The sequence below is a fragment of the Lysinibacillus sp. fls2-241-R2A-57 genome, from assembly GCF_030209535.1.
Lineage (GTDB): Bacteria > Bacillota > Bacilli > Bacillales_A > Planococcaceae > Lysinibacillus.
The window spans coordinates 1-17,394 of record NZ_JARVRU010000136.1 but is presented as its reverse complement, the minus strand read 5'-3'; the positions used below and the strand labels follow the sequence as shown (position 1 = coordinate 17,394).

The window sequence follows — 17,394 nt, the reverse complement described above, 5'->3', positions numbered from 1 at the left end:
TCAACTTAAGAATTGACAAAATATTTAAAAAATAAAAAAACTCGTCCCTTTCTTTGTTAGAAAGGGACGAGAGAATTCGTATCTCCCGCGGTACCACCCACATTAGTGATCACACTCGGCTTTAGCTTCCTTAACGCGGAAGGAACGGCACGAGCTGTTTCACTCGGGCAGACTCAGAAGGCGAGTTCAATTTGCTTTCCTACTAGCTCCCACCAACCGCTAGCTCTCTAAAAAGAAACACAAATTTACTATTCCTCATCATTGTCTTACATGTATTGCATTTATTCTAATGGAAAGTACTGAAAAGCACAAGACTTTGTTTACATACTAACCATTTTTGAACAAATTAAATCCCTATGAAGGTAACAATATTCGAAATAAGTTGTATCCATAGTGCTCGCTTTATTTTAAACTACAAGAAAGCTCCGTAAAGATCACTCCTAGCGCATAAGCACCAGCATCCGGATAACCTAGGCTTCTTTCACCAACTGTTCCAGCGCGACCCATTCGAGCAACGATTTCCTTTGTATATTCCGCTCCTTTAACAGCAGCCTCTGCCCCTTTCTCAAAAGCTGTTTTAAAGTCCGTACCAGTTGCAGCGCTTTCTGACCAGGAATTTACACAAGGCACAAGCGCATCTACAAGCGTTTTATCGCCTACCTCTGCCCCTCTTCCGAAAGAGCGCTCACCAACAGACTGAATACCTTTCAGCGTAGCTTGCAACATTCCAGCAAATTCTCCGACCGTTAATTCCATTTTCCCCTCTACTGCTTTACTAGCAGCTCGGAAAGCTCCGCCCCAAATTGGACCAGAAGCTCCTCCGCAATGTTCCATAATGATCATGGAACACGCATCAAGGAAAGTCCCCATAGTTAAATGTTCTTGATTTAAAATCGAGCTCCATCCTCGTTTTAATTGCTTAAATCCTTTAGCGACGCTCATTCCGAAATCGCCATCACCTGCATGAGTATCCAATTTGCAGAAAGGTACTTCGTTCTTAATAATAATTTCGCTCATTTTATCTACAAGATAAATCATATTATTTAAAGTGATTACCTCATTCTTGATGATCGCGTGTTCTTCCTCTGTTTCCGTCTCAAAGAAAACTTGTTTCTCTTCTACGTAATCATTAATATCTACGTATTCTACACTCTCAACTGGTCCATCTACCTTAAATGCAGGTGTATTACATTCTTTCGATAGTAATGTTTTCAGCTCATCATCTAGTTTCATTACTGTTAGAGAAATCCCAGCCATTTCAATACTTGTCATGTAATTGCCGACAAACGTTCTATTGATTCGTATATTTCTTTTACTCAACTCTCTAGCAACTGCATTATTAAACAGATAAAGTTCTTGAAGTGGTGTACCGCCAAATCCATTTACTAGAACAGCAATTTCAACATCTTCATCTAGCCCTACATCTTTCATAAGGTCATTTGTCATACGTAAAGCTAATTCATCTGCAGTCATCATTTTTTCCCGTTTTCTACCTGGCTCCCCGTGAATACCGACACCATATTCCATCTCATCTTCACCCAATTTGAAAGTTGGTGATCCACTAGCCGGAACCGTACAGGAAGTTAGTGCTAGACCAATTGTTCGAACATTTGCCGCTGCTTTTTCCGCTACAGCTTTGACTTGCATCAAATCCATACCTTCTTCTGCTGCCGCACCAGCAATTTTATGTACCAACACAACTCCCGCTACGCCGCGGCGTCCTACTGTATAAAGGCTATCTTCTACTGCTATATCATCATCTACGCGGACATACTCTACTTGAATGCCATCCTCTGTAGCTAAGTGAGCGCCATTTTTAAAATTCATAATATCTCCGCTGTAATTTTTAATAATGAGCAGTGTACCTTTTTTGCTGGCTGTTGCTTTAATTGCTTGATATACCTGTATTTGCGAAGGAGAAGCAAAGACGTCACCGCATACCGCCGCATCTAGCATTCCTTTTCCTACTAACCCCGCATGTGCCGGTTCATGTCCACTACCGCCACCGCTAATTAAAGTTACCTTATTTTCATTCATTTCTTTTTTCTTAATTACTTTATATTTTTTTAACAACTCAAGTTCCGGATGAGCCATAACCATCCCATTACACATTTCCATAACGAGTGTTTCAGGTTGATTCATAATTTTTTTCATCTTAAATCCTCCCCTATAAGTTTTGTCACATACATTCTTCGAAGCCTAATCGTATCCATACATCCATAATTATTCATAAAAGATTCCTGCTATGATACATCCCTTTCTAAATTACGCTATTTTCGAAAGCGTTTTCACAAATGGATAAAATGAACGAATTATCTAAAGACCCCCACCTCATTTAAGGGTTGATGATAATGACCTCTCAGGCCGTTCATCTCCCACCTAAATCTTCGCCTTCGCTGAATTTCGAGGTGGGAGTTTTGGACCTGACGCTTCTTTCTCGGTACAGACAAATTATTGCCCGTTATTGCGGGATAAAGGGTGAAACTTTAATCAGTGGGGATTCTTCATCCCCACTGATTATTAGTCTTCACCAATCAGGCACTTAGGAGCAGTTAAATTATTTACTGCCCCTTTATTGCGAGATAATTCCTGACATTCACGGAAGGCAAAATGCTTACACCCAATACATTTATTTGTATCTAAATAGCTTAAAGATTTAGTTATTGCTTCTCCCGTATGCGGATAGAAATTATTCTCACCAATTGCATCGTATAGACCATTGCGCTGCAGTGCTATTTTTAATTCATCTTGCACACCTGTAACTAAAATGGTGCCACCCTGTGCTTTAAAATTCCGGATGACATTACCAAAATTTGCCTCACCCGTTGAATCCAAAAATGGCACTTTACTCATACGTAGTATTAAAACTTTTTGTTGTTGATGAACAGAACTTATTATAGCCTGCTCAAAAGTTTGGGCTGCGCCAAAGAAAAGCGGACCCTCAATTGTATAAATACTAATTTGTGGACAATCACGCTTCTGATGAACAGCATGTGATTGCACCTTCCCATTCTCTTTCGTATGATCCGGTAATACCTTTGTTACTACAAGCTTTTCACTCATGCGCTTCGCAAATAATACGACCGCTAACACAAGCCCCACCTCTACAGCTAATGTTAAGCTTGTAAAAACAGTCAGTAGAAACGTAATCATTAAAACCAAGGAATCTCCTGATTTCAATTTAAGGATATGCGCAAAATGTTTTTGCTCACTCATATTCCAAGCTACAACCATTAAAACTGGCGCCATACTAGCCAATGGGATATTTGAAGCAACTGGTGCTAGTAATAATAAAGTGACTAATACAAATATGCCATGAATAACACCTGACATTGGTGATGCTGCACCTGTTTTAATATTCGTCGCAGTTCGGGCAATAGCACCCGTTGCAGGAATCCCCCCAAATAAAGGGGTTACGATATTAGCAATCCCTTGACCAATAAGTTCTCGGTTACTATTATGTTTCGTATTTGTCATCCCATCCGCTACTACCGCTGATAAAAGGGATTCAATTCCACCAAGCATGGCAATCACAAATGCTGGGCCAATAAGTAGCTGAATTCGCTCGAATGTGATATCCGGAATTGCAAAATCCGGTAATGTATTTGGAATTACTCCATAGGCTGTTGCTATTGTGGCAACTTGTCCAGAAAAAAAGATTGTTGCTACAAGTGTAGAAACAACAATGCCCGCTAACGCCGCAGGTACTTTAGGTAAAACTTTCGGTGTTATTAATATAATGACAAGACTAATAATTGCCGTTAAAACACTATAAAAACTTGTAGTATTAATATGCGTAACAATTTCCTTTATATTGTCAATAAAATACTCATGGCTTTTAATATTTTTCAAACCTAAGAAATTGGCAATTTGACCTGTGAAAATAGTAACAGCAATTCCAGCTGTAAAACCTATCGTCACGGGACGTGGGATAAATTTTATTAATGAACCTAGTTTAAAAATACCCATTAAGCACAAAATAATCCCGGCCATTAATCCAGCAATTAGTAAGTTTTCATAGCCATACGAAATGACAATCCCTAGCAGAATTGGCACAAACGCCCCTGTAGGTCCCCCAATTTGATATTTCGACCCACCAAAAATAGAAATAAGTATACCAGCAATAACAGCTGTATATATGCCATACTCGGGCTTAACGCCTGACGCAATGGCAAAAGACATCGCAAGTGGTAATGCCACAATCCCGACAATAGTCCCTGATATTAAATCTTTCTTTAAGTGATGAATAGAATACCCTTCATATCTCCCTGTAAACAGTGACTTCATCTATAAATCTTCCCTTCAAAAAGGTAAATGTTTCATAAAAAACGCTACATATCCCCTTCATTTTCGTTAATAGTCATCTCTTCTAATCTTGTAATAGTATTTATTAAGTGATTGTTGAAAATATCTTTTGCTATACTAAGTAATTCAACAATCATCGGATCACTTAAAGAATAGTAAACTTTTTTACCCTCTTTCGTCCCATACACGATATTTTTCCCTCGTAATACACTTAATTGCTGAGAGACAGCAGATCCTTCTTTTTCTAAGCAGCTTTGAATTTCGTTGACACTTTTTTTGCCATCTACTAGTAATTCCAATATTCTGATTCGTAATGGATGTGCTAAAGCTTTAAAAAAATCCGCCTTAAATTGCTGTAAGCCCTCTTCCACATATATCCCTCCAAGAAACTTCATCTTTACATATTCAAATATTTGAATATGTATGATTGATTGTACGCTAATACGTGTAAATTTTCAATATCCAACATAAAAAAACGAGCTAAAAACGTGGCTTTCGCACATTTTAGCTCGTTCACAACACTTTTTGTTAAATTCAACCATTATCAGTCTGTCACTATTTTATTCTTTCGTAAAGGGTAATCATAGATAAGACACGGAATAATCGCAAACAAAACAATGATTACTAAAATCAAAACAAGTGCAATCATTCCAAATTGATCGACCATAATACCACCAAATAAAGGACCTATCATACGACCTGCTGTTGCCGCACTATTGATAATCCCTTGATAAAAGCCCTGACGTCCTTTTGGTGCAAGCTGATTAGCGATGGTAGGTAAAACGGGCGTATAAAACATTTCGCCAAACGTTAACACAACCATGGCGGCAGCAAACATTTTAAAATCACTCGCAAAAGCAATAATTCCAAAAGATAATGCGATAAGGACAATACCAAATACTAATTGCCGCTTCAATTTATTTTCCCAACGCTTCACTAGTGGTGCAATTAACGGTTGCCCTAAAACGATAAGCAGGCCATTAATCGTCCAAAGTAAGCTGTACTGTTTCAATCCTAATCCTAGATCTTGCGTATAGGAAGAAATAGTTGCACTCCATTGTGAATAAGCTAGCCAGCATAATACAGAGGATGAACTTACAATTAATAATGCATAAAACGGTGCTTTATTAATAATTCGTTTACTTTCACTTACTACATTTTTCGGTGCAATGCTACCCTCTTCAAATCTTTTAAAAGTAAATAACGCTATAAAAAAGAACAACATATACATGACTAAGTTGACCTTAAATACATAGTCAAACTGATAATCAGCAACAATCCCAGCAAGTGCAGGTCCAATTGCCACTCCTAAATTTTGAGCTAAATAAATTGCGTTAAAGGCCTTCCGTCCGCCCTCAGGCCACGCAGTTCCAGCTAAAGCAAACATTCCAGGAAATACGATACCTCCACTAAAGCCGAGTATCGTTAAGAACCATACATAATGTGGCCAGCCGTGCCAAATCGTTAAACCAATTAATGAGGCAATCGTCAAAAAAATGCCAAACATTATTGATTTATAGCCCCCTATTCTATCAAATAAATAACCACCTAATAGATTTCCCATTACGCCGGCAGCAGAATTCAACATCAAAACAAAGCCAGCCATTGCAAGCGACTTCCCTAAATGATCATGCAAATAAATGGCGTTTAAAGGCCATAAAAAAGAGTTGCCCGTCGTGTTCACCAGCATTCCAATAATTAAAAACCAAACACTTTTTGGCATAGAATGACCTCCATTATTTCGCTACTCTAAATAGTTAGTTTATGTTGAAAAATACAAAAGTACAAGAAAAATAATTTTACCCTTTTTACATGGGCTTAAGAATACTTTTTGTGTAGGTTTCGGTCGGCCCTCCTCATGATTTTTCTCCGGTCGACGTACTTTTCGCTCGGCTCCCTCACGGTTTGCTCCAGTCACCCACATAATTATTAAATTCTTACCTCATGACGGAACCATTGACACATGATAAAATATAGTGTTAGAGGAGTGAAATAAATGACAGAAACAAACTTTCCTTTTCCTTCAGATGGAAAAAGATACTATACATGGAATCGCTATTTACGTGAGCAATTTGGTCATAAAGTTTTTAAAGTAGCACTGGATGCAGGCTTTGACTGCCCAAATCGTGATGGTACAGTTGCCTTTGGAGGCTGTACGTTTTGTAGTGCTGCAGGTTCTGGTGATTTTGCAGGCAACAAAGTTGATCCGATCGAGGTGCAATTTGCTGAAATTCGTGACAAAATGCATCAAAAATGGAAGGACGGCAAGTACATGGCCTACTTCCAGGCGTACACAAATACACATGCACCGCTACCAGTATTAAAGGAAAAATTTGAAGCAGCTTTGGCCCAGGAAGGTGTTGTTGGATTATCCATCGCAACTCGCCCAGACTGTCTGCCAGATGATGTAGTCGAATATTTAGCTGAATTAAATGAACGCACCTATTTATGGATTGAGCTAGGACTTCAAACTGTGCATGAAAAAACAGCAAATCTCATAAACCGCGCTCACGATTATGCAACATATGTAGAAGGTGTTGAAAAGCTACGAAAGCATGGGATTCGTGTATGCTCACACATTATTAATGGCCTTCCACTTGAAGACTATGACATGATGATGGAAACTGCTCGCGAAGTCGCAAAGCTTGATGTACAAGGCATTAAAATACATTTACTGCACCTTTTAAAAGGTACGCCAATGGTGAAGCAATATGAAAAGGGTATGTTAGAATTTTTAGATCAGGAAGTTTATACAAAGCTAGTAGCAGATCAACTTGAAATTCTACCACCAGATATGGTTATTCATCGTATTACAGGCGATGGACCAATTGATTTAATGATTGGCCCGATGTGGAGTGTTAATAAATGGGAAGTATTAAACGGAATTGATGCTGAGCTTGAACGCCGTGGAAGCTGGCAAGGAAAATTTTATAAATCCGAGGTTGCCAAATGAAGCTACAACGCGTTTTACAATATGCTCAACAGCTAATAAAAGATACAGTTGAAGAGGGCGACACTGTGGTGGATGCCACTGCTGGAAACGGTCATGACACTTTATTTTTAGCCCAGCTTGTCGGAGATGAAGGCCAAGTATACGCCTTTGATGTTCAAAAGAGCGCAGTCGATGCAACACTCCATCGTCTTTTAGATAATGGCTTAGAGCATCGTGCACTTGTTTTACATAGAGGGCATGAAGAAATTGCCAAATATGTACACAAGCAAGTTGCTGCTGCAATTTTTAATCTTGGTTATTTACCTGGTAGTGATCATGACATTATTACAAAGCCAAATACTACGATACAAGCAATTCAGGATTTGTTAAAATTGCTCAAAATCGGTGGTCTTATTGTCCTTGTCATTTATCACGGTCATCCGGGTGGCAAGGAAGAACGAGATGCAGTAATAGAGTATGTCAGTCAACTTCCCCAAAAATATGTACATGTATTAAAATACGAGTTTCTAAATCAACAAAGTGATCCACCCTTTGTTATTGCTTTAGAAAAAATGAAAGATGATCCTTTAATCTAATCTTTCTAGCCCGAAATAAGATACTATTTCGGGTCTTTTTTTAGCTCATCACCATAATGTAGCGTTGATTTCCTTCCACCAGAAGCGTCCGCAACCTATATATTGCATACGTTTTAACAATTGTTATCTCCAACTTTTGGTGATAAGCTTTTTTTGATTATTGTTCCCATTCCTTTGTTATTCATATCATGAGTCCTTCGAATCACATGTATGTTAATTAGGAAAAAATAGGTTTATTGAGCGATAAAAGGCTCTTCACCAAAACGTGTGGTTGATTTCCGTTCCGACTGGGCGCTTTGTAGCTGACGCTTCGCTTTCGCACAGAGCAGAGCTTCCTGGGGGCGTCCGATGAGCCGCTTCACTCGCGTTGCTCGCTCCAGGGTCTCATCTGTGACGCTAATCCCCAAGGAGTCGTCCAGTCTCCACTACAATCAACTAAAATACAGCGCATATATTTTAAAAAATGTCATCCACAACTTTTGGTGATGAGCCCGATAAAAGGATTTTTCGTCATTGCTAATAAATTTCCATTTTAACTGATTGTAGTGTAGAGCTACTCGAGTGCTCCTGTCACAGAGCGAAGCTTCCTACGGGAAAGCGAGACAGACGAGACCCTGCACGGAGCGAATTTTTTCTGTGCGAAAGCGTAGTGCAACGTAGCGGCAGCAACAATAATGTTTTATCTGTGCGAAAGCGTAGTGCAACGTAGCGGCAGCAACAATAATGTTTTATCTGTGCGAAAGCGTAGTGCAACGTAGCGGCAGCAACAACACCAGTGGAGGAAGCGGCTCGACGCTCAACACACCTGATATAAAATAGAAAGCTATCTAATAGATGTTAAAATCTATTAGATAGCTTTCTCATTATTGTCTATTTATTTTTACGTTTTTCATTATAATCTACCCAGAAATCTGCACCTTTAATTCCTAGTTTACGAGGATCAAAAACAGGATCTTTTCCTTCTTTTTTCTGTTTCTCATAATCTTTTAATGCAACAATAGCAGGTTTCATAATAATTAAAATGGCTAAAACGTTAATCCATACCATGAGGCCAAGTCCAACATCCCCCATTGCCCAAGCAAGGTCAGATGTGCGTATAGTACCGTAGAACGAAGCAATTAAAATAGCAAATTTCGCAATCCAAATGGCGACTTTTTCTGTACCTCCTGAGAATAAATAAGCCACATTTGTTTCGGCAATATAGTAATATGCCATTATTGTCGTAAAAGCAAAGAAGAATAATGCAATCGCTACGAATGGGCCACCAAAGCCTGGTAGTGAAGAGTCAACCGCATATTGTGTGTATGCTGCACCTTCTTTAATACTTTTCGCAAATGTTATTTGTTCATCCCCAGTTAATCCGTCTTTATTGAATTCACCAGTATAAATAAATGAATCAGTACCTTCTGCAGCTTTTTCATCCTGCACATTATACATTCCAGTAAATAAAATCATAAATGCTGTAGCTGAACAGATTAATAATGTATCAATGTATACAGAAGCCGCTTGCACGATTCCTTGTTTAGCAGGGTGTGATACTTCTGCTGCCGCAGCCGGATGCGCTCCTGTCCCTTGACCGGCCTCATTTGAATAAATTCCGCGTTTAACGCCCCATGCAATAGCAGATCCAATTATACCACCAAAGATTTCTTGCGCTCCAAATGCGCTAGAAAAAATTAATGCAATTACAGCTGGTACTTCTTTAATATTCATTGCAATAATGATAAGAGCCATAAGAATATAAGCTAGTGCCATGAAAGGTACTATAATCTGTGCAGCATTGGCAATCCATTTAACCCCTCCGATAATAATAGCACCTAGTAATACGGCAATAATAAGTCCTGTAATCCAAGTATCAATGTTAAAAGCGTTTTCAACAGCTGTCGCAATTGCATTCGATTGAACACCCGGCATCAAGATTAACATTGCAGCTAATGCGGCAATAGCAAAAATAACTGCAAACCACTTTTGCCCCATTCCCTTTTCTATGTAATATGCGGGTCCGCCACGATATTCTGTATCTTTCTCTTCTTTATAAATTTGAGCCAACGTCGACTCAACGTAAGCAGTCGCCGCACCGATAAAGGCAATTGCCCACATCCAAAAAACAGCACCAGGTCCCCCCATCCCGATTGCTGTAGCAGTACCGGCAATATTACCTGTACCTACTCGACCAGATAGTGCGATAGACATCGCCTGAAAGGATGAAATCCCCTTTTCAGATTTTTCACCTTTAAACATTAAAACAAACATATCTTTAATGTGTCTTACTTGTAGGAATCGTGTAATGATTGAAAAAAAGAGTCCAATCAATAAAATACCATAAATAAACCACGGTCCCCATAAAATGGCATTCAGTTTCTCAACGATTGCTTCCATCTTACCCCTCCATTTTGAAAATTTTTCTTTAAGTCATTATAGTATTACACTTTTCAGAAAATTACAATATTATATTGATAGATTAATTCCCAAAAGTTGGGTATGGTATTTTTTAAACGTATATCGTGTATGGAAGTTAATCGGAGTGAAGGCTGGACGACACCTTTGGGGATCAGCGTCACAGATGAGATTCTGGGCGAGCAAATAGAAAAACGAAGGCATTATCACGTCCTGTGATAATGCCTTCGTTACTATTATCGTATAATTGCTGGCGCTTTGCTTTCGCACATAAAACATTTGTTGCTGTCGCTTCGCTTTCGCACAGAAAAAAACATTTGTTGCTGTAAGCGGCTCATCGGACGCCCTCTGGAAGGCTCCTTTTTGGAACGAAAAATGGTGATGAGCCACTTCTAGCTAATTGAAGAGGCAATTCACTACTCTATGATATATCCAATTCTTCGAAGAGCATTATTTATAAAATCACGTAAATAAATAAAAATCTCTTCTCGCTCTACTTCATGAAATAGATTATGATAGCAATTTTCCCATTCTTTGAATTGAAACTCTGTAAACTCCTGCTGATAAAGCCAATTTCGAGTTTGTTTCGTTTCAGTAATACTATCTTTTTCAGCTGTCATAACTAACATAGGTCTATTAGGGAATTCAGCTTGTGGCAATAACACTAGATTACGCATCATTTGCTGTAGCTCTCTATACCATTTCACGGAAACGACTGACATAAAAGGAACCTCATCCTTCATCTCATCTCTTCCTTCTACACTGCGCGTTAATGTATTTAATGTAATTTCATGAGTCATTTTCACATTTGCTGTCAGGGCACTTAGGCTAGTTAAAGCATTAGATAGTTTACCTGGCAATAACTTTAAAAGTAGCCAAGGTGAAGTTAAAATAATACCTGCGCATTCATATTTTCGCTTATGCATGGTATGTAGTAACAATGTTGCGCCAAGCCCATGTCCTATAAAAAAGACAGGTAAATTATATGAAAAAGCATTCTCTATTAAATTCCTTGTATACTTGTTGTACTCTTTAAAATCTTCATCATGAACACGCGAAAACCCTACATTTAAACCATGATTTGGTAAATCCCCCATGACTATGTGGAAGCCTTCCAATCTAAGTTTTTCTATAAGCCACGCATACCAGCGGTGATTTTCATATGCACCATGAATAATAGCAACCACAGCCTTCGCTTGTCCATCAGCTTCCCATTTCCACATTTTACATAGTCCTCCTAAAAAAATAATTACACAATGATTATATCGAAATATCTCACTCATTTTAATTTTATATTTCCATCAAGTTGCGTATTTGATACGATAATATTACATCATAGAAAGAAAAGAGGCGATTCTCATGATCTATCCATTTAAAGGTAAAACACCCAAAATCGATCCATCTGTTTTTATTGCCGATTATGCAACCGTTACTGGTGACGTTACAATAGGTGCTGAAACAACAATTTGGTTTAACACAGTTATTCGAGGTGATGTATCACCAACAATCATCGGAAAAAGAGTTAGTATTCAAGACCTTTGTTGTTTGCATCAAAGCCCTAAATATCCACTCATTATTGAAGATGAAGTAACAGTCGGGCATCAAGTAACTTTACATAGCTGTACGATTCGTAAAAATGCCTTAATAGGTATGGGCTCATTAGTATTAGACGGAGCGGAGATTGGAGAGGGTGCATTCATTGGGGCGGGTAGTCTTGTACCTCCAGGCAAAGTTATTCCTCCGAACAGCTTAGCATTAGGTCGTCCAGCAAAGGTTGTACGAGAATTAAATGCTGAAGATAAAGAAGATATGGAACGTATCGTACGTGAATATGCAGAAAAAGGTCAATACTATAAATCTCTTCAAACAAAAAATAAATAGCTAAATTGAAGCAACTCCACGTTTTCTTGGACAACCAAGCTATACATAGTTGTCATTAGGAGCTAATTTTTTCAAAAAAACAGTAAAAGGGGCTATTAGAACACCAAGCCCCTTACTGTAAAATAATTTTATAGCTATTGCATTATTTTAGCTAAATAATTTATAGCCCTGCTTTTTCTTGTAATGCGGCAGCTTTGTCTGTTTGTTCCCAAGGTACATTTAAGTCCGTACGACCGAAGTGACCATATGCTGCAGTTTGCTTATAAATAGGGCGACGAAGGTTAAGCATTTTAATAATCCCTGCTGGGCGTAAATCGAATAGCTCGCGCACCCATTCTACAATTTCATTTTCCTTAACTTTCCCTGTCCCAAATGTATCCACAGCAATAGATACTGGTTGAGCAACACCAATTGCATAAGCAAGTTGTACTTCAGCACGTTCTGCTAAGCCTGCTGCTACGATATTTTTTGCCACATAGCGTGCTGCATATGCCGCTGAACGGTCTACCTTAGTTGCGTCTTTACCAGAGAAAGCACCTCCACCATGACGTGCATAGCCACCGTATGTATCAACGATGATTTTACGTCCTGTTAGACCAGCATCACCTTTTGGACCACCTATTACGAAACGACCAGTTGGGTTGATGAAATATTTAGTATTGGCATCTAGTAATTCACTTGGAACAACTGGAGTAATAACGAATTCTTTTAAGTCGGCTTGAATTTGTTCAAGCGTTGCTTCTTCATCGTGCTGTGTTGAAATGACAATCGTATCTACGCGTACTGGTACATTGTTTTCATCATATTCAACCGTTACTTGCGTTTTTCCGTCTGGACGTAAATATGCAAGTTCGCCAGATTTACGTGCTTCCGTTAAACGACGAGCCAATTTATGCGCTAAACTGATTGGTAATGGCATAAGCTCTGGTGTTTCGTTACATGCATAGCCGAACATTAAGCCTTGGTCACCTGCGCCAATTGCTTCAATGTCAGCGTCTGTCATAGAACCTTCACGCGCCTCTAAAGCTTGGTCTACACCTTGAGCAATATCAGGTGATTGTTCGCCAATAGCAACAAGTACTGCTAAGTTTTCAGCATCAAAACCATATTTTCCACGAGTGTAACCGATTTCTGCTACAGTATCACGGACGATACCTTTAATATCTACATATGTAGAAGTAGTAATTTCTCCTGCTACTAATACTAAGCCTGTTGTTACAGTTGTTTCACATGCAACACGTGCATTTGGATCTTCTGCTAAAATAGCATCTAAAATGGCATCCGAAATTTGGTCACAAATTTTGTCTGGATGTCCTTCTGTTACACTCTCTGATGTAAACAGTCGACGGTTTGTCATTTGGTTTTCCTCCTATTACGCTTACAATATTATTTACGAATAACGGTACTCATTACCCATGTCAAGTCTGCCCCTAAGGATCGAACTCTCAAGCCGTTGTTGCTGTCGCTTCGCTTTCGCACAGAAAACATTTTGTTGCTGTCGCTTCGCTTTCGCACAGAAAACATTTGCTGATTGTAACACGAGGATTTTTGAAAGATCCGTCATTATAATAAGGAAAGAATTACACATACTTACCTTTACATTCGTTTTTAACAATAAAAAAATCCTTTTCTCACGCTTACTTAACATGAGGAAAGGAAATAATGACTTCGTAACCTTTCACTCTTATCGTTCAAGGGGTTTCCCTTGCATCAGGTTGGCACCAACGCATGTCGTGAAATAGTTCATGCAGGTTGCCGGGTTTCATAGGGCCTGACCCTCCACCAGCTCGGGATAAGAGTATCCGTTCAATATATCATAATACGTAAAAGGTCGAACGTTGTCAAATATTTTTGTTGTATTCTCCATCTTTTGGTGATGCGTCCAAAATAATCCCTACTCTCCACCTCACATCATGTGTTAACATATGTGTGACCCTTTAATCTTCATTCAGCAAATGTTTTCTGTAGCGAAAGCAAATTGTCAGCTACAATGTTGTTTTTGTAGCGAAAGTGGATCGTTAGCTATGGAATATTGCCATCTCTACATGTGGTGGATGAATATAGTTGTAGCCCCTTTTCAGTCGGTGACAAGCTCCGTCTGATAAAAACCAGCTTAGAACTTCACATCCTGTGCGAACCTCATGTTGGCAAAAATCTTCCAAATGCAATTTAGCTATGACGGAAGTGATTGTGTAATCACTTGATTATAAATAGGGTAAAAAGCATTCTTAAAACGAATAAATTAACTTTTTGTCGTTTTCTTGAAAAGTAATAAAATCTCAAAAATAATTTCTGAATTAGTATAGATTATTTAAGCAATTGTGTTATACTATTTTTGAAATTAAGAAAATCTCCCTTAGACTCATGGGAATACTATAAAAAAGGATGGTATTTAATCGATGAATTCAGTAGAAATTGCAAACGAACTGAAGGAATTATTAAACGGCGGTAACATTAATGTTCAACTTTCAGTAGCTCAATTAGCTGAAAAGGCTACATCTCGTGGTGAAGCTATGTTAACAGTAGATGGTGCTGTTCGTGCAGAAACTGGAAAATATACTGGTCGTTCACCTAAAGATAAATATACAGTAGAAGAAGAAAGCACAAAAGATAAAATTGACTGGGGAAAAGTAAATCAACCAATTTCTTCTGAAGTGTTCGATAACTTATATGTAAAAGTAGTAAAATATTTGAAAGAACGTGACGAATTATTCGTATTCAAGGGCTTTGCTGGTGCTGACAAAGATTCACAATTAAGCATCCAAGTAATCAATGAATACGCTTGGCACAATCTTTTCTCTCATCAATTATTCATCCGTCCAACTGAAGAAGAATTAGCTTCTCATGTTGCTGACTTCACAGTGATCTCAGCTCCTAACTTTAAAGCAGACCCTGCTATCGATGGCACAGCTTCTGAAACATTCATCATTGTATCACTTGAAAAGAAAATCATCCTAATCGGTGGTACTGAATATGCTGGAGAAATCAAAAAATCTATTTTCGGTATTATGAACTACTTATTACCGCAACAAGGTATCCTTTCAATGCACTGCTCAGCAAACGTTGGTGAAGCTGGTGATGTTGCATTATTCTTCGGTTTATCTGGTACTGGTAAAACTACTTTATCAGCTGATCCTGACCGTAAGCTTATCGGTGACGATGAACACGGTTGGTCTGATAATGGTGTGTTCAACATTGAGGGCGGTTGCTATGCAAAAACAATTAATCTTTCAGCTGAAAAAGAACCAGAAATCTACAACGCAATCCGCTTCGGTTCTGTTCTAGAAAACGTAGCTGTTGATCCAGAAACTCGAGTTTGTGACTATGATAATGGTTCATTAACAGAAAATACACGTGTAGCTTATCCAATCCAATACATTGAAAATATTGTAGATCCATCTGTTGCAGGTCACCCAAAAACAATCATCTTCTTAACAGCTGATGCATTTGGTGTATTACCTCCAATCAGTAAATTAACAAAAGAGCAAGCAATGTACCACTTCCTTAGCGGTTTCACATCTAAACTTGCTGGTACAGAACGTGGTGTAACAGAGCCAGAACCAGTATTCTCAACTTGCTTCGGTTCTCCATTCCTTCCACTTCCAGCAACAGTTTATGCTGAAATGTTAGGTCAAAAAATTGACGAGCACGGTGCACAAGTATACTTAGTAAACACTGGTTGGACTGGTGGCGAATATGGTACTGGTAGCCGTATGAAGCTTTCTTACACTCGTTCAATGGTACGTGCTGCAATTGATGGCAAATTAGCTAATGTTGAAACAATTCAAGATTCAGTATTTGGTTTAAACATTCCAACTGCTATTGAAGGTGTACCAACAGAAGTACTTAATCCTCGTGATGCATGGGCAGACAAAGTTGCTTATGATAAAAAAGCTGCTGAACTTGCTGGTTTATTCAACGAAAACTTCAAGAAATTCTCAAACGTTTCTGAAGCTATCACTAAACTTGGCGGTCCATTAAAATAATTCACTAAGCAAAGGGAACGATTTCAGTCGTTCCCTTTTTATTTTCCCTCTTAGGCCACTTGTGTATAATTCATAATAGAAGTTTTAGGGGGATGCATATGAAAAGAAAGTACAAAGTGATTATTACCATTGTCAGTCTTCTGTTAGTATTGTTTGTTGGGGCTGGATTTTTTGCAGGGAATTATTTCTTTAATCTCGCCTTAAATCCTAATACAGATAAATCAGCCGCGCTTAATGCGCCGCACAATTCTATTGCTATTAGCCCTGAGGATGCTAAAGAAAAAGAAGAAAGTAAAAAGTGGTTTAAAGAGAATTTTGAGGACTCTTTTATACAGTCTTTCGATGATTTGAAATTGCATGCCTATACGCTTAAAAATACAAACGAAACAAATAAATGGGCAATTGTTTTCCATGGATATTCATCTGATGGCTCACAAATGTCAAAGTATGCTAAGCATTATTATGATATGGGCTTTAATGTTCTCATACCAGATGCAAGAGGTCATGGTAAAAGTGAAGGAGACTATATTGGTATGGGCTGGCACGATCGACTAGATGTAGTTTCATGGATTAATAATGTTATCAGCTCTAATAAAAACGCTGAAATTGTTTTGTATGGTGTTTCCATGGGAGGCGCTACAGTGATGATGGCCTCAGGAGAGGATTTACCTGACAATGTTAAGGCTATTATTGAGGATTGCGGCTATTCCTCAGTTTGGGATGAATTCTCCTATCAGTTGAAAGCAATCTTTAAATTACCCACCTTCCCTATTATGCATTTTTCTTCGGCTGTTACGAAATTAAAAGCTGACTATACGCTTGGCGAAGCCAGTGCCGTCGAGCAAGTAGCAAAATCGAAAACGCCGATGCTGTTCATTCACGGAAGTAAAGATACATTTGTTCCTTCTGATATGCTTAATGAAGTATATGAGGCTGCTAATGTACCGAAGGAAAAATTAATAGTTGAAGGTGCTGGACATGGCGGTGCAGAAAGCGTTGCTGGTGACTCTTATTGGGAAACTATTAATAACTTTTTAGCAAAATATATAGAGTAAACGACCTTTTTTCTACCGCTCAGATGCCTGCCAAAAGCACCTGAGCGGTTTTTTGTCCTACTTGACGAGCAGGTTTCCTCCTGACCTGAGCGATTCTGAGGTATACCCGAGCAGTTTTCCGCATGACCCGAGCGATTCTGAGGGCTACCCGAGCAGTTTTCCGCATGACCCGAGCGATTCTAAGGGCTACCCGAGCAGTTTTCCGCATGACCCGAGCGATTCTGAGGGCTACCCGAGCAGTT

At 38.8% G+C, this 17,394-nt stretch carries 14 protein-coding genes, 1 riboswitch and 1 other annotated feature; of the genes, 5 read left to right on the top strand and 9 right to left on the bottom strand.

Translation table 11 applies throughout. From position 1 onward, the window contains the following. Nucleotides 1-59: 59 nt before the first annotated feature. Nucleotides 60-271, bottom strand: a binding site (T-box leader). Between the two features lie 131 nt (nt 272-402). The 4 genes from dhaK to QRN68_RS19325 all read right to left on the bottom strand — a co-directional run bounded on the left by dhaK (nt 403) and on the right by QRN68_RS19325 (nt 6,028). Then, nucleotides 403-2,154, bottom strand: a complete 1,752-nt coding sequence (gene dhaK / locus QRN68_RS19340) for a dihydroxyacetone kinase subunit DhaK (protein WP_285398531.1) — start codon at nt 2,152-2,154, stop codon at nt 403-405. Between the two features lie 366 nt (nt 2,155-2,520). Then, nucleotides 2,521-4,287, bottom strand: a complete 1,767-nt coding sequence (locus QRN68_RS19335) for a SulP family inorganic anion transporter (protein ID WP_285398530.1) — start codon at nt 4,285-4,287, stop codon at nt 2,521-2,523. Nucleotides 4,288-4,331: 44 nt separating this feature from the next. Continuing rightward, nucleotides 4,332-4,700: an ArsR/SmtB family transcription factor gene (locus QRN68_RS19330; RefSeq protein ID WP_481817471.1), complete on the bottom strand. Its 369-nt coding sequence runs from the start codon at nt 4,698-4,700 to the stop codon at nt 4,332-4,334. A 149-nt stretch (nt 4,701-4,849) separates the two neighbouring features. Further along, nucleotides 4,850-6,028: an MDR family MFS transporter gene (locus tag QRN68_RS19325; RefSeq protein ID WP_285398528.1), complete on the bottom strand. Its 1,179-nt coding sequence runs from the start codon at nt 6,026-6,028 to the stop codon at nt 4,850-4,852. A 273-nt stretch (nt 6,029-6,301) separates the two neighbouring features. Here QRN68_RS19325 and mnmL point away from each other — a divergent pair, with 273 nt between their 5' ends. Then, the gene (gene mnmL, locus QRN68_RS19320; protein ID WP_285398527.1) at nt 6,302-7,258 is read left to right on the top strand and encodes a tRNA modification radical SAM protein MnmL/YtqA; all 957 of its coding nucleotides are present in this window, start codon (nt 6,302-6,304) and stop codon (nt 7,256-7,258) included. Then, nucleotides 7,255-7,833: a tRNA 5-(aminomethyl)-2-thiouridylate-methyltransferase MnmM gene (gene mnmM / locus QRN68_RS19315; protein ID WP_285398526.1), complete on the top strand. Its 579-nt coding sequence runs from the start codon at nt 7,255-7,257 to the stop codon at nt 7,831-7,833. The genes mnmL and mnmM overlap by 4 nt, the downstream gene beginning before the upstream one ends. Nucleotides 7,834-8,066: 233 nt before the next feature. Here mnmM and QRN68_RS19310 read toward each other — a convergent pair whose 3' ends face one another. The 3 genes from QRN68_RS19310 to QRN68_RS19300 form a co-directional block, all read right to left on the bottom strand. Next, nucleotides 8,067-8,240, bottom strand: a complete 174-nt coding sequence (locus tag QRN68_RS19310) for a hypothetical protein (RefSeq protein WP_285398525.1) — start codon at nt 8,238-8,240, stop codon at nt 8,067-8,069. A gap of 463 nt (nt 8,241-8,703) precedes the next feature. Next, nucleotides 8,704-10,212, bottom strand: coding sequence for an alanine/glycine:cation symporter family protein (locus QRN68_RS19305; protein ID WP_285398524.1), 1,509 nt, complete (start codon nt 10,210-10,212; stop codon nt 8,704-8,706). A 434-nt stretch (nt 10,213-10,646) separates the two neighbouring features. Continuing rightward, the gene (locus QRN68_RS19300) at nt 10,647-11,453 is read right to left on the bottom strand and encodes an alpha/beta hydrolase (RefSeq protein ID WP_285398523.1); all 807 of its coding nucleotides are present in this window, start codon (nt 11,451-11,453) and stop codon (nt 10,647-10,649) included. A 136-nt stretch (nt 11,454-11,589) separates the two neighbouring features. On the opposite strand from QRN68_RS19300, the gene QRN68_RS19295 reads away from it, so the two are divergent. Beyond that, complete coding sequence (locus tag QRN68_RS19295) at nt 11,590-12,111, top strand: gamma carbonic anhydrase (protein WP_285398522.1); 522 nt, start codon at nt 11,590-11,592, stop codon at nt 12,109-12,111. Nucleotides 12,112-12,271: 160 nt separating this feature from the next. Here QRN68_RS19295 and metK read toward each other — a convergent pair whose 3' ends face one another. Together metK and QRN68_RS19285 are read right to left on the bottom strand one after the other, a co-directional pair. Then, nucleotides 12,272-13,468 (bottom strand): methionine adenosyltransferase, encoded by a 1,197-nt coding sequence (metK, locus tag QRN68_RS19290; protein WP_285398521.1) that lies wholly within the window; start codon nt 13,466-13,468, stop codon nt 12,272-12,274. A 33-nt stretch (nt 13,469-13,501) separates the two neighbouring features. Next, nucleotides 13,502-13,726, bottom strand: a complete 225-nt coding sequence (locus tag QRN68_RS19285) for a hypothetical protein (RefSeq protein WP_285398520.1) — start codon at nt 13,724-13,726, stop codon at nt 13,502-13,504. Between the two features lie 66 nt (nt 13,727-13,792). Then, nucleotides 13,793-13,910: riboswitch (SAM riboswitch) on the bottom strand. 600 nt (nt 13,911-14,510) lie between these two features. Here QRN68_RS19285 and pckA point away from each other — a divergent pair. Both pckA and QRN68_RS19275 read left to right on the top strand, forming a co-directional pair. Then, complete coding sequence (gene pckA / locus QRN68_RS19280) at nt 14,511-16,097, top strand: phosphoenolpyruvate carboxykinase (ATP) (RefSeq protein ID WP_285398519.1); 1,587 nt, start codon at nt 14,511-14,513, stop codon at nt 16,095-16,097. A gap of 98 nt (nt 16,098-16,195) precedes the next feature. Continuing rightward, nucleotides 16,196-17,152: an alpha/beta hydrolase gene (locus QRN68_RS19275; protein WP_285398518.1), complete on the top strand. Its 957-nt coding sequence runs from the start codon at nt 16,196-16,198 to the stop codon at nt 17,150-17,152. The last annotated feature ends 242 nt before the right edge of the window (nt 17,153-17,394 follow it).